Source organism: Acinetobacter sp. ANC 4169 (assembly GCF_002135355.1).
Lineage (GTDB): Bacteria > Pseudomonadota > Gammaproteobacteria > Pseudomonadales > Moraxellaceae > Acinetobacter.
Genome location: NZ_NEGE01000006.1, coordinates 46,255 through 59,578, shown reverse-complemented (window position 1 = coordinate 59,578; position 13,324 = coordinate 46,255). Strand labels below are relative to the sequence as shown.

Annotated in this window: 11 protein-coding genes; 6 read left to right on the top strand and 5 right to left on the bottom strand. The window is 41.2% G+C overall.

What is annotated here, in order from left to right; all coding sequences use genetic code 11:
- Position 1 precedes the first annotated feature (1 nt).
- Entirely contained in the window at positions 2-1,111 is a 1,110-nt protein-coding gene (locus tag B9T26_RS06115; RefSeq protein ID WP_086198855.1) for an NADH:flavin oxidoreductase/NADH oxidase, read from the top strand.
- A 98-nt stretch (positions 1,112-1,209) separates the two neighbouring features.
- The gene (locus B9T26_RS06110; RefSeq protein ID WP_086198854.1) at positions 1,210-2,136 is read left to right on the top strand and encodes an AEC family transporter; all 927 of its coding nucleotides are present in this window, start codon (positions 1,210-1,212) and stop codon (positions 2,134-2,136) included.
- An 81-nt stretch (positions 2,137-2,217) separates the two neighbouring features.
- Here B9T26_RS06110 and B9T26_RS06105 read toward each other — a convergent pair whose 3' ends face one another.
- Positions 2,218-3,024 (bottom strand): tetratricopeptide repeat protein, encoded by an 807-nt coding sequence (locus B9T26_RS06105; RefSeq protein WP_086198853.1) that lies wholly within the window; start codon positions 3,022-3,024, stop codon positions 2,218-2,220.
- A gap of 354 nt (positions 3,025-3,378) precedes the next feature.
- Between B9T26_RS06105 and B9T26_RS06100 the strand changes: the two genes are divergently transcribed.
- A complete protein-coding gene (locus tag B9T26_RS06100) occupies positions 3,379-3,624 on the top strand; it encodes a hypothetical protein (RefSeq protein WP_086198852.1) in 246 nt (81 codons plus the stop codon).
- Here the strand turns inward: B9T26_RS06100 and B9T26_RS06095 are convergent.
- The 4 genes from B9T26_RS06095 to B9T26_RS06080 all read right to left on the bottom strand — a co-directional run bounded on the left by B9T26_RS06095 (position 3,621) and on the right by B9T26_RS06080 (position 7,815).
- On the bottom strand, positions 3,621-3,950 hold the full coding sequence (locus B9T26_RS06095) for a low molecular weight protein tyrosine phosphatase family protein (RefSeq protein ID WP_086198851.1): 330 nt from the start codon (positions 3,948-3,950) through the stop codon (positions 3,621-3,623). The two genes, B9T26_RS06100 and B9T26_RS06095, sit on opposite strands and share 4 nt — an antisense overlap.
- A 54-nt stretch (positions 3,951-4,004) precedes the next feature.
- Positions 4,005-4,730: a DsbC family protein gene (locus tag B9T26_RS06090; protein WP_086198850.1), complete on the bottom strand. Its 726-nt coding sequence runs from the start codon at positions 4,728-4,730 to the stop codon at positions 4,005-4,007.
- Between the two features lie 133 nt (positions 4,731-4,863).
- Positions 4,864-5,589: a YgfZ/GcvT domain-containing protein gene (locus B9T26_RS06085; protein ID WP_086198849.1), complete on the bottom strand. Its 726-nt coding sequence runs from the start codon at positions 5,587-5,589 to the stop codon at positions 4,864-4,866.
- A gap of 126 nt (positions 5,590-5,715) precedes the next feature.
- The gene (locus B9T26_RS06080) at positions 5,716-7,815 is read right to left on the bottom strand and encodes a multicopper oxidase family protein (protein ID WP_086198848.1); all 2,100 of its coding nucleotides are present in this window, start codon (positions 7,813-7,815) and stop codon (positions 5,716-5,718) included.
- 533 nt (positions 7,816-8,348) lie between these two features.
- Here B9T26_RS06080 and acnD point away from each other — a divergent pair.
- The 3 genes from acnD to B9T26_RS06065 all read left to right on the top strand — a co-directional run bounded on the left by acnD (position 8,349) and on the right by B9T26_RS06065 (position 13,218).
- Positions 8,349-10,955: a Fe/S-dependent 2-methylisocitrate dehydratase AcnD gene (gene acnD, locus B9T26_RS06075; protein WP_086198847.1), complete on the top strand. Its 2,607-nt coding sequence runs from the start codon at positions 8,349-8,351 to the stop codon at positions 10,953-10,955.
- Positions 10,956-11,033: 78 nt separating this feature from the next.
- Positions 11,034-12,794, top strand: coding sequence for an ATP-dependent nuclease (locus B9T26_RS06070; RefSeq protein ID WP_086198846.1), 1,761 nt, complete (start codon positions 11,034-11,036; stop codon positions 12,792-12,794).
- Between the two features lie 274 nt (positions 12,795-13,068).
- Entirely contained in the window at positions 13,069-13,218 is a 150-nt protein-coding gene (locus B9T26_RS06065; RefSeq protein WP_086198845.1) for a zinc ribbon-containing protein, read from the top strand.
- The last annotated feature ends 106 nt before the right edge of the window (positions 13,219-13,324 follow it).

Below are 13,324 nucleotides of genomic sequence, written 5' to 3'. Positions count from 1 at the left end.
AGTGTCTTTATTATTTCAACCGATTCAATTTGGTTCATTAAAATTAACGAATAAAATCGTGATTGCTCCGATGTGCCAGTATTCGGCAACGGAACAAGGCGAAGTTACCTACTGGCATGAGCAACAATGGGCAAATTATGCCTTGTCTGGTGCAGGCTTATGTATTGTTGAAGCAACCGCAGTGCAAGCCGAAGGGCGGATCAGTTATGCCGATTTGGGTCTGTGGAATGATACACAGCGTGATCAGATGAAAGTGCTGCTGGAAAAGGTCAAAAGCATTTCACCTATGCCTGTTGCAGTGCAGCTTGCGCATGCAGGGCGTAAGGCCTCAACCGATAAACCCTGGGCTGGCCGTGGGCAGTTTGCGCCGGATGATGCCCAAGGCTGGCAGACTGTTTCCGCAAGTGAGGTTCCATTTAATTCAGCCGACCATGTGCCGCATGCATTGACGCAGGATGAAATCCAGCAAGTGATTCAAGACTTTGCTGAATCTGCCAAGCGCGCTGTGGATGCCGGTTTCGATTTAATTGAATTGCATGCAGCTCATGGCTATTTGCTGCATCAATTTATGTCGCCGTTATCGAATCTACGTAGCGATGAGTATGGCGGCAGTTTTGAGAACCGCATTCGCTTAACGCTGGAAGTTTTTCAGGCGATGAAAAATGCGGTACCGGAAGGTTATCCTATAGGCATCCGCATTTCTGCAACAGACTGGATGGAAGGGCAGGACAGCTGGGACGTAGCCTCATCGGTTGGATTATCCAAGGCTCTAGAACAACTCGGTGCGGTATATATTCATGTGTCGAGTGGTGGCTTGCATATAAATCAAAACATCCATCTGGAAGCCAATTATCAGGTTCCTTTTGCCCATGCCATTAAGCAGGCGGTCAACATTCCCGTGATTGCCGTGGGTTTAATTACCGAAGCGATGCAGGCCGAAGGAATTTTGCATTATCAACAGGCCGATGCCATTGCACTGGCGCGTGCTATACTGTTTGACCCACGCTGGCCGTGGCATGCAGCAGCAGAATTGGGCGAAAATATTCAAATCGCACCGCAATATTTGCGTTGTCAGCCGCATCGCCAAAAAGCTCAATTCACAGCTTTTTAATATCTTATCTCTATATTTTGCTTGAATGTTTCACTTGAAGGCTCTGATTGATCAGGGCCTGACCCAGTTATTTCATTGATTGAAAGGACAAATTCAATATGGTCTTTGCGGTCATCGTACCGATCTTTTTTTTATTGGCCTTGGGCTATCTCTCGGTAAAATGGCAACTCTTAAGCAAAGCACAGGTCAATAGCGTTGGTGCTTTTGTCATTAAAATTGCGCTGCCTGCTTTATTTTTCCAATCCTTGGCCGCAAAAGATTTGCATGAAATCTGGTATCCCGAATACTTCTTTGTCTATAGCGGCGTAACTTTTATTTTATATGCTGCGGCATTTTTTATTGTTTCACATTATTTTAAAAATAACCGTTCCCAGTCTGCGGTTTTGTCGCTGGGCGCGGCCATGTCGAATACCGGGCTGATTGGTACCGCAGTATTGACCTTGCTGATGGGGCAAAAGGCGATGACCTATACTTCTTTAGTGGTGATCATTGAAAGTGTACTGCTTATTCCGGCTGTACTGATTTTGGCGGAACTGGGAACTTCGCAAAAAGCCAAGCTTGCACAAATCATCAAGGGTACATTACTGACTTTATTGAAAAATCCCTTATTTATGGGCGTGATGCTGGGGATAGCCTGTGCCGTGTTCCAGATTCATATTCCTAAACAGTTGGATCAGGTTTTGGCTTTATTGGGGCAGACCGCATCGCCTTTGGCTTTATTCTCGATTGGTGGGGGTATGGTGGGATTGACATTAAAATACGTTAATATGCAAAGCTTTTATCTGGTGATTTCCAGCAACCTGCTCATGCCTCTGCTGATGTTTCTGGGTTTAAGTTATTTAACCGATGTCAGTCAGGAAATGGTTTATGCCGGAACCCTGATTGCCGCTTTGCCTATGCCGACCATCTTTGGCATGTTAGGTCAAGCCTATGGTTTAAATGAAAAAACATTAACGCCCTTATTGATGAGCACCATTTTTGGATTTGTTGTGGTGAGCATTTTAATTACCGTCTGGTGGGCTTAAAGTTTTAACTATCTTGATAAAGACCCACAAAATAACAGATATCAAAAAGCCCCGGAATTCGGGGCTTTTGATTGTCAGCTATCAGCTTTTCTTTGCATCTTTAGGCGGATTTTTGGCTTGTTCAGCCATCATTTTATTTACTACAGCTAAAGATTCTTTCGCTTGCGGTATATTTTCTTTGGCTAGCGCTTCAAAAATCTTTTTCGCTTCCGGCAGGTTTTGCGGAACGATTTTACCGTTTGCAAACATGTTACCTACGGCCATTAAAGCAGGAATATAGCCTTTTTGAGCCAGGTCCTGAATGCTCTTTAAGCCTTGCTTAATAGGCTCTTCTTTTTTGGTTTTAAAACCCTGACTGATGTCATATAAAGCTTTGGCATGAATGGCCTGATAATTGTCTTTTTTGATCAGTGGATTTAATTTTTGCAAAGCCAATTTATCTGATGCTGGCGTACCTTCAGAAAACAGTAACACGGCCAAATCTACAGTGGCATCATCAAAACCTTGTTTAGATGCTTTTTCCAAATACTGTTTGGCTTTTTTAATATCCTGCGGTAGACCTAAAGTACCTCCCGCATAATTTTTACCCAATACATAGTTCGCAACAGGGTAGCCTTTGTTTGCGGATTCTTCATACAGTTTAATGGCCTTTTTCTCGTCCTTGGTTGTGCCCTGACCGGTTTGGGTCAGGTAAGCCAGATTATAAAGTGCTTGAGCATTCCCGGTTTTGGCTAATTTATCAAGTTCCTGATAAGCGCCTGTCATATTGTTGGCTTTGACCAGTGCTTCTACTTTAGCAAATGCAGGATCAACCGACTGAGTTGCCATTTCAGCCATCGCAAGATTTGAAGACAAAGCAATAAGACTAGCAAGTATAATTTTTTTCATATTTTTAAAAACCTTTTATAAACATGCACATAATTCCATTTATGTGTTTAAAAATGGATGCGGAACACTTCATACAACATCATAAATTTATTTATGTGAATGTAAATACATGATTTGTGCATTGCAATAAAATTTCATAGATATTTACATAATCACTACTGGCTAAATTTTGGGCCGACGAGCTTAAATTAGCCTTAAGTTATTTGACAGCTTTGTACATGTATTGTTTAGCATCTTAAAATTATAAAACGATAACGCACTGAACCAAATATAAATGCAAAACAGGTAAACGCTACTTTGTTTTTAAGCCAATCTTTGTTTAAATCGCGGCTGAATCAATGTGTGAGTAGATAAATGTTCATTAAAGCAATTAAGCGCGCCTATGATCGGGTCAATCTGGACAGTACGATTGCGGAAGAGGAAAAAATTGACGCTTTGCTGATGAAACTGGGAGCTGAATATTTAGTTAGCAAGGATGACCGTGTCTATGTTTTTGTCAAGGATGGGCAGACTGCAAAATTTGATGCCAAGCATGCGCGTCATTATTCATTTAAAGAATATATCTGCAAAGACATAAACAAGCTGTTTCATGGTTTTTAATCTGGATGAGACAAATAGGGATGCATACTGTGCTGCAATAGCTCAATCAGTTCTGCATCCATATATTGATAATCATCTGGAATATCTAAAACAATCAATTTCTTATGCTTCAGTTCTTTTGAGAATTTTTCTTGAAGCATGTATTTGTGTTTATGTTCCATCACAGCAATGAGATCTGACCAGAGAATATCTTTGGCTGATACTGAATGTCTGGCATTTTTATTTGTTCCTGCTGAGCGGGTATGCAGACCAAAACCGACGGCAAAGATCCGTTCAGCTGTCGGACTGCGCCACTGATTACGGCTGCAAATAAATAGAATATTCAATATTTTTGCATGTCCTATAGATTTTAGAACATTTAAATAGGGTTTAAAAAAACGTTATTGAAGTTCAGGACTATCAATAAACTCTTCTAATTGTTCCAGTTCTGGTACTCCCGCTATGCGCTGGCCTTGTGAGTTAAAGATAGTTGGGGTTAAAGCAATCTTATGCTTTTTTGCTAACTCCATATTTTTATCAATTGGATTTTGGCAAGCAATAGATTGATTTTCTGGTTTTTTATCTTCAATTAAATATTTTTTCCATGTATTGAGCGGTTCCTTAGCACACCATATTTTTTTGGCGGTTGTTAATGCAGTAGGATGAAGATGGGTAAGTGCAAATGGAAATGTATAAATTGTAATGTCATTAACATCTTCTAATTTAGCCTGAAGTGCCTGACAAGCCGGGCAATCCGGGTCTGCAAAAACATATAAGGTTCTCTTGCCGTTTCCTTTCACTTCTTTCATGGCTTGAGAAATTGGAAGTTGTTTGGGGTGAATAGAATAGTGATTCTGATAGACTATTTCTGTGAGATTGGTTTGATTTTTTAAATCAAAAATTTCTCCTTTAATCAGGTATCTGCCTGAAGAATCTATGAGAAAAGATCCCCTTGGATTAGATAAAATATATAGATTTTCAATTGATGACTGATCAATAAACTCCGGTTTCATTTCGCGGGGGAATGATTTCGCCGCATTTTTAATAGTCTCTACATCTGCAAAACTTATCTGACTGTTGATGAGTAATGTGATGGAAAATGGCAATAATTTAAATATTCTTTTCATAATCAATTTAATATTTTTTTAATGGTTTAGGTGATTATAAAGATCAAATAACAGCTTTCAACTCAATATTTAAACAAAAAATAGCCTCCAAAGTTGGAGGCTCATTTATTACAAAATTCTAGAAAATATAAACTTACTGCGGACGCGCCACATCACCATTTAAAGCTTCCGGTAAAGCTAAAACCTGTAAACCAAGTTCTTCAAGTGCCGCAGGTTTTGCAACCACAAGTGCTTTATAACCGCCATCTACAGCAATGCTATTCACCACTTCAACATCATTGTTCAGTTTGCTTGCAGCAGCAGGGGCCTCACCTGTACCTTGTACCAGATGCAACCAGTGTTTTGGTTTGGCCTTAAACCAGAGACGAGCAATAATTTCCTGACCCAAATAACAGCCCTTGTCGTAATGTACGCCTTCACGTTGATGCAAACGCAGTTCTTGCGGCTGGAATTCTTGTGAAGTACTTGCTTCAATCCAGGCCTGACCGGCTTCAATCGCTTGAAGTTGCCAAGCTGAAATATCGGTTTCAGTGGCAGCAAAGTCGGTAGTATCGCCATTTAGCGTAGGGAACACTTGACCGGCTTGTTCCAGTTTCATTTTTGAAAAAGCGCCAAACTTTTTAATGTGTTTGGCCAATTCTTCTGCCTGGTCAGCAGTGACGACAATTTCAAAACTTTCCGGATTGATTTTTTTGAGCCATAAGCCAAACAGGATACGTCCTTTTAAACTACAGATCGCGGTATAGCGAGTCAGGTTTTCTGCTAAGGCTTCGGTATTTAAAGTCACTTGGCCCTGAAGGAATTTTTGTGCATCTACACCATTTAAAGTGAATGATGTAAAAGCAGTCAACGTTGCCATGATTAGCCTCTAGGTATATTTCACAAATCATTAATTGTAGATATTTTGCAGCATGCGGTGCAGATAGGCAAACAAAAAGCCCATATTGCTATGGGCCTGAAATATTAAAAGGGGATGAGCTTAATCTCAGTGATGTGCCGGTGGCGGGGTAGTACAGTCAAACTTGTCACCACAGAGGCGGACAAATTCCATCATGCCTAAGTCTTCATGGTCCAGAATATGACAGTGCTGGACAAAGTCACCTTCAAACTTTTTGTACTTGCTTCTGAGAATCACCCGATAGCCACCTTTCACAAAAATCGTATCCTTGAACTGTCCCTTTAAGCCCCGGTACTGCACGTCATCCAGATCGAGCGGGTTTTGTGGGTCAGCTACAGGTCCACTGACATCCTTGCCGTTCAGATCCAAAATCTTAACAATCTGGAAAGGGTTCACATGAATATGAAAAGGATGCCCAATGCCAATATTATCGCTGGTGAGTTCCCATTCATCTGTCTGTCCAATCTGTAATTGGCGCACGTAATGGCCATTAATCGAGCCAGGCCCGGTAAACAGATCTGCAAAACTGAGTGGAGTTGGATTATTTTCATCATGACGGAAACCAAATTTAACGCCTCCCGGACCAAAGGCAAGGGTAAAGGCATTAAATTGTTTTGGCCTGTTCTCAATTGCCTGATCAACCTCTGCCGTCATCAAGGACTCATGATCGGTAAATGCAGCAAGGTTAAGCTGAGATAATTGGGTTTGAATCTCTTTGCTTAGGCCTATATTTTGTGCCTGGTTTTTCAGGAACTGGGCCGCAGTCTGCTCTTTTGACTTGCTGGCACTGACATTGACCCAGCCAATCAGTTGGGCATTAAAAGGATTGCTTGGGGCAAGTTGCGGCTGTATCAATAGCGGTGCATTGATCTGGTCATCTACATTTAACCGCGTGTCAAAAACACAATATTTATTGGTGGTCGGGAAGCTGAGCATGGCATCCTGACGGTAACCGGGATGGAACACGGAAAGGGTTCTGCTCTGTGCCTGATTCATGGTTAAACCATCTTGAGCAATGGTGTATACGGTTAAACTTTTTAGCTGATCAAAATCGGTTTTTTTGTCAAGCGCCTGATAGGTTGAACAGGCTTTAACGGTTTGTTCGGCCGTGTATTTATTCGAGTCCGGCAGTTCTTTAATGATTAAACCGATGGTATCGCGCACACCGCCATGAATCATGCGCCAGCGGTTAAACTGATTCTGTTCTGCCTTGATCTCGCCTAAAATTTTGCCATTGATCGAGGTGTAATAGTTATTGTCTCCCCAAGAAGAAAATGCAGCAAGCTCATCATAATTTTCCAGCACACCGGGCAGACAGGTACTATTCTCTGGCTGGGTGCATTTTTTATATTGAATTTGCTGGAATAACAGAATGTTTTCATTCTGATCGCTCTTTTTGCCTTTATCTTTCCATAAGATATCCATATCTCCAGTCGCCGTGATTTTACCATTTTTAATTTTCGGTACTCGGGAACCTTCAACAATAAGCGGACCGGCCATACCGCTTGAAACCTGAATCGCAGTTGAGCCATGCAGATGGGCATGATACCAAAAGGTACCGGCGGGATGGTTCGGTTCAATTTTGTACTGATAGTCAAATTTTTCTTGAGGTGCAAATTTCAGGAAAACATTGTCACTGTTGCCTTGTGGACTGACCCAAAGACCATGAGTGTGTATGTTGGTGGTATTAAAACAATGCGGGATGTTTACATCCGTCACCTCATGTGGACAGCTCTCTTCCGATTCAAGTGGGAGCTGGTTATTTAAATTAATCGCAAGTGTTTCACCTTGTTTGACCCGAATTTGCGGGCCGACCAGTTGGTCCTCGACATAATCTCCTGGCTGTTTTTTATTAAATATACCGGGTCTAGTTAAATAACCGCGTAGCAGTACCGGATCCCATTGGTCGGTATTGGGGTTATAGAGCTTATTGGATTTATAGGCCACAATCAGTTCATATTTACCCTTGGCATTTTTTGCTAATAAGGGCGGGTTACTAATCACTGAATTGGATGCTTCAGGATCAGGATGAGAGGGATGTGATGGGTGAGAGGGATGCGATGGCTGAGAAGGATGTGACGGGTTGGATGGATGCGATGGGTTGGATGGATATTGAGCTCCATACCAACTGGATATCAAGACTGCCAAACCCGCAGTGATGATTCCAATAATGGCGATTTGCAACATTTTACTTCACCTTGTTTGATTATTTTTGTGATGAGATTTTTGTTGTTGTCGAACAATATATAAATTCTTAAGCATGGCTTGATTGTATGGGAATATGATTTGCTAAAACAGAAAAAATTTATAAAATATTGATTAAAAATAATGATTTATGTTGAAGTTTTATGTAATTTTTAATGTTTAAATTTTGCGAGAGGAATGTTTAAAAAAACTTAATTTATTAATTGATGACAAGCGCCCATAAGCTCAACATAAATCGAACAGTAGCAGGTTGTTTTTTATTCGCTTATGCGCATCTAATACTAAAGAATGAGGTCTATTTCCTGCTATTTTTCTAAAAAAAGCGCGATTAGAGCAAATATCCCAAAGATTGTGTAACAATATGTTTCTAAAACACCTATTTTTATATCTAAGTTAATGAAATATAAAAGATTTGGGAAATGGGTTTTCGGCAGTGTACTATGCCGTTGAAATGATTGTGACGCGTTAACAACAATTACGTAGTAAAGAAAAATGATTCAAGAGGCAGGTAAGCTATGAACAACAACTATCGTAAACCGCTGCAAGGTACCCAGCTCGAATATTATGACGTACGCCAAGCCGTAGAAGATATTCAGCCAGGCGCATATGCAAAACTTCCTTATACCTCAAAAGTACTTGCCGAGCAGCTGGTACGCCGTTGTGATCCTGCCATTTTGGAACAGTCTTTAGGTCAGTTGATTGAGCGTAAGCAAGATCACGATTTCCCTTGGTATCCTGCCCGTGTGGTGTGTCATGACATCCTGGGGCAAACTGCACTGGTTGACCTTGCAGGCCTGCGTGATGCGATTGCCGATCAGGGTGGTGACCCATCTAAAGTCAATCCGGTTGTCCCGACGCAATTGATTGTCGATCACTCACTGGCAGTAGAATACGGCGGTTTTGATCCGGATGCCTTCGAGAAAAACCGTGCCGTGGAAGACCGTCGTAACGAAGACCGTTTCCACTTTATTGAATGGACCAAAACAGCGTTTGAAAATGTCGATGTGATTCCTGCGGGCAACGGCATCATGCATCAGATCAACCTGGAAAAAATGTCTCCAGTGATTCAAAATCGTGAAGGTGTGGCATTCCCGGATACCTGTGTCGGTACCGATTCACATACCCCACATACCGATGCTTTGGGCGTGATCTCTATTGGTGTAGGTGGTTTAGAGGCTGAAAACGTGATGCTGGGCCGTGCTTCATGGATGCGTCTGCCGGATATTATTGGCGTGGAACTGGTAGGTCAGCGCCAGCCGGGCATTACCGCGACCGATATCGTATTGGCATTAACTGAATTCCTGCGTAAAGAACGTGTTGTTGGCGCGTATCTTGAATTCTTCGGTGAAGGTGCCGACAGCATGTCTGTCGGTGACCGTGCCACCATCTCCAATATGACCCCTGAATATGGCGCGACTGCTGCAATGTTCTCTATTGACCAGAACACCATTGATTATCTGACTTTAACCGGTCGTGAAGCAGATCAGGTGAAACTGGTTGAACAATATGCCAAAGAAATTGGTCTTTGGGCTTCAGACATGAAGCAGGCGGAATATCCGCGCGTTTTACGTTTCGACCTTTCAACCGTAACCCGTAACATTGCCGGCCCGTCAAACCCGCATGCACGTGTCTCTACATCTGATCTGAAAGAAAAAGGTATTGCCGGTGTGGTCGAACACCGTACCGATGGCTTAATGCCAGATGGCGCGGTGATTATTGCGGCGATTACTTCTTGTACCAATACTTCTAACCCGCGTAATACGGTAGCAGCAGGTTTGCTGGCACGTAAGGCAAACGAGTTGGGCCTAACCCGTAAGCCTTGGGTAAAATCATCTTTTGCACCGGGTTCTAAGGCAGCGGCTTTATACCTTGAAGAAGCAGGGGTATTGCACGATTTAGAAAAGCTCGGTTTTGGTATTGTGGCTTATGCATGTACCACCTGTAACGGTATGTCGGGTGCGTTAGATCCGAAAATTCAGCAAGAAATTATTGACCGTGATCTGTATGCCACTGCGGTACTTTCGGGTAACCGTAACTTTGATGGCCGTATCCATCCTTATGCAAAACAGGCTTTTCTGGCATCTCCACCGTTAGTCGTGGCTTATGCGATTGCCGGTACCATCCGTTTTGATATCGAAAAAGATGCGCTTGGAAACGATAAAGATGGTAACCCAATTTATTTAAAAGACATCTGGCCATCGGATGAAGAAATTGATGCGCTGGTAAAAGTTGCGGTAAAACCGGAGCAATTTAAGAAAGTCTACATTCCAATGTTTGATTTGGGTGAGCGTGAAAAAGCGGCAAGCCCACTGTATGACTGGCGTCCGCAAAGTACCTATATCCGCCGTCCGCCTTATTGGGAAGGGGCTTTGGCTGCACCGCGTACCTTGACCAACATGCGTCCATTGGCGATTTTGCCGGATAACATCACCACCGACCATTTATCGCCATCGAATGCGATTATTATGGATTCGGCTGCAGGTGAATATCTGCACAAAATGGGCGTGCCTGAGGAAGACTTTAACTCTTATGCAACGCACCGTGGCGACCATTTGACTGCACAGCGTGCGACTTTAGCGAATCCTAAACTGTTCAATGAAATGGTGGTTCGTGCTGACGGCACCATCAAGCAGGGTTCAAAAGCGCGTGTCGAGCCGGAAGGTGAAGTAATGCGTATGTGGGAAGCGATTGAAACTTACATGAACCGTAAGCAGCCGTTGATTATTATCGCGGGTGCGGACTACGGTCAGGGTTCTAGCCGTGACTGGGCAGCTAAAGGTGTGCGTCTTGCCGGTGTGGAAGCGATTGTGGCCGAAGGTTTTGAGCGTATTCACCGTACTAACCTGGTGGGTATGGGCGTGTTGCCGCTTGAGTTTAAACCGGGTACGAACCGCAAGACTTTAAAGCTAGATGGTACGGAACTGTATAGCGTAGTGGGTAATATTGCGCCACGTTCGACCTTGACCTTGGTGATTGAGCGTGCAACTGAGGATGGTAAAAACCAGATTGTGGAAGTGCCTGTAACGTGTCGTTTGGATACCGAAGAAGAAGTTTCTGTTTATGAGGCGGGCGGTGTATTGCAACGCTTTGCACAGGACTTCTTGGAAGGGAATGTGGCTTGATGATTTAGTCTAAAAGTTGTTGATATTATTGTAAAAAGACCCTACTTTCGAGTGGGGTTTTTATTAATCAGAGAAAAAATGCACAAAATAAGTGAAGTAATAATTAAAAATTTTAAATCATGTATGAATACAACTTTATTACTATCAGAGTTTACTCCTTTGGTTGGGTATAATAATGCGGGTAAGTCAAATTGTCTTTCGGCTATTCAATGGCTCATAAGACGGGTCAGTCTCTCAGATAAAGATTTCTATGATAAGTCGCAGCCGATAGAGGTAATTGCAACAATTGAAGGCATTACTCAGCAATTACTAAATAATTTGCCTCAAAATCAAAGAACATCAATACAAAGTTATGTTGATAGTGAAAAACTTAAAATAAGGCGTTTTCAGGAGCAACCTAATGTAAAAGTGGCGGAAGTTAAACTTTATGTATGGGATGCTAGTATTGCGGATTGGGTTCCAAATCCAACAGGGCTTGATAATGCAATAAATGCTCTATTGCCAGAACCAATAAGAATAGGTGCAATGGAAAATGCTGCTGAAGATGCATCAAAAGCAAAAACGACAACAACAATTGGGAAATTATTAGCAGAATTTTTAGAACCTGTAAAAACAGCTCATGCAGTAGAGTTAAATCAACATTTATCTGAAATTACATCTAGAATTTCTTGTAATGGTAATCAGCGATTCGGAGAGTTGGCAAATATTGATCAGGGGGTTAATGGAAAAGTTAATAATCTGTTCCCTGGGATGAGCGTTAAACTTCATTTTGATACACCTTCAATTGATGATTTAATTAAAGCTGGAACATTAAAAGTTGTAGAAGGACAGGGGGCTGACCGTGATTTTTCTTCTTATGGTCATGGTGCACAACGTTCAATACAAATGGCATTAGTTCAATATTTGGCTGAAATAAAACGACAGAATAATCATCAAACTTCAACTACGTTATTATTAATTGATGAACCAGAACTATATCTACACCCTTTTGCTATTGAGCAGGTAAGAGAAGCATTAATTGAATTATCTCAAAATGGCTATCAAATTGTTATTTCAACACATTCTGCACAAATGATAACAGCTGAAGATGCTGAAAAGACATTATTAATTCGGAAGGATGAAAATAGTGGAACTTATTCAAGAACAAGGTTAGGGGATGCAATTCAAACAGTTGTTCCAAACTCAACTCACCAAATGGAACAGCTATTTAATTTGACTCATTCAACTCAATTACTTTTTGCTGAGAATGTGGTTTTAACCGAAGGGAAAACTGAACTTAGGTTGTTACCATTTTTATTTAAAAAAGTTGTTAACTTGACAATGGGGCAAGAGAAGCATGCTTTGGTAGCACAAAGCGGGGTTAATGATACGCAAAAATCCTTAGCTATTTTAGCTGAAATGGATTTACCTGCTAAAGCAATATGTGATCTTGATTATTGTTTCAATGGTGCAATTACTCATAATTTCCTCTTATCAAATGATAATGATATAGTTAATTTAAAAGCAATTTTTCAAAATATTGCGCCTATTAAAGGTATTTCTTTAAATGTTAATACAGGACTACCTCAAAAAAATTCAACTATTTCAGCTGCAAAAGCCTTTGAAATTTTAGCTTGTGAAACAGATGCAATACCGTTAATCGAATCACTTCATGAAAAAATGAAAGTTCAGGGTATTTGGATTTGGAAAAAAGGTGCTATAGAAGCGCATCTTGGAACTGGTAGTAAAACTGAGAGTGAATGGGCTAGATTTAAGCAAGATGTTACGAATAATGGTTTGAATGTGGCATGCCGCGATTATCAAGGTATTAATGAATTAGTTACATGGTTAAGAAGTTAATATTTAGAAGAAAGCTGAGTTTAATTATTATTGTTTAATTTTGAAAACAAGTCCTATCATGTAGGGCTTTTCTCATTTTAAGAAATGAATTCTTGCGAGTTGACAGGCTGCAAGTTGAAAACTGGATCAACAAATCTCTGTAAAAAAGTCAAAATTTCTATTTGAAATTATTTTTTGCAATTATGCCATCATCAATTGTCGAAATGATCAATAGACAATCATCACGATAGGGGTATACTAGGTTTACCATTTCTAAAACCTATGGAGAACAAAAATGGTTACTGCTGGCTCTAAACCCGGAACAGGCTTCTATTTTTGTGTCAAATGCGGACACCGCACCTACTTAGAAATTGGTACTGATCGTCTACCACCGTGTACCAAATGCCTTGGCAATCAATTTAACAATAAAATTGCGATTGCCTAAGCAGCACCTATAAAACAGTTATCCTCTGTTTTGAACAAAAGCCCTATTCATCCATAGGGCTTTTTTGTTACTTTCATTTTAAAGCACCGCAATAAATTCAAGCCAT

Excerpts from the sequence above, each read along its gene's own strand:
- B9T26_RS06065 (WP_086198845.1), top strand. The coding sequence starts at position 13,069 with ATGGTTACTGCTGGCTCTAAACCCGGAACAGGCTTCTATTTTTGTGTC.
- B9T26_RS06105 (WP_086198853.1), bottom strand. The coding sequence starts at position 3,024 with ATGAAAAAAATTATACTTGCTAGTCTTATTGCTTTGTCTTCAAATCTT.
- B9T26_RS06110 (WP_086198854.1), top strand. The coding sequence starts at position 1,210 with ATGGTCTTTGCGGTCATCGTACCGATCTTTTTTTTATTGGCCTTGGGC.
- B9T26_RS06100 (WP_086198852.1), top strand. The coding sequence starts at position 3,379 with ATGTTCATTAAAGCAATTAAGCGCGCCTATGATCGGGTCAATCTGGAC.
- B9T26_RS06085 (WP_086198849.1), bottom strand. The coding sequence starts at position 5,589 with ATGGCAACGTTGACTGCTTTTACATCATTCACTTTAAATGGTGTAGAT.
- B9T26_RS06090 (WP_086198850.1), bottom strand. The coding sequence starts at position 4,730 with ATGAAAAGAATATTTAAATTATTGCCATTTTCCATCACATTACTCATC.
- B9T26_RS06080 (WP_086198848.1), bottom strand. The coding sequence starts at position 7,815 with ATGTTGCAAATCGCCATTATTGGAATCATCACTGCGGGTTTGGCAGTC.
- B9T26_RS06070 (WP_086198846.1), top strand. The coding sequence starts at position 11,034 with ATGCACAAAATAAGTGAAGTAATAATTAAAAATTTTAAATCATGTATG.
- acnD (WP_086198847.1), top strand. The coding sequence starts at position 8,349 with ATGAACAACAACTATCGTAAACCGCTGCAAGGTACCCAGCTCGAATAT.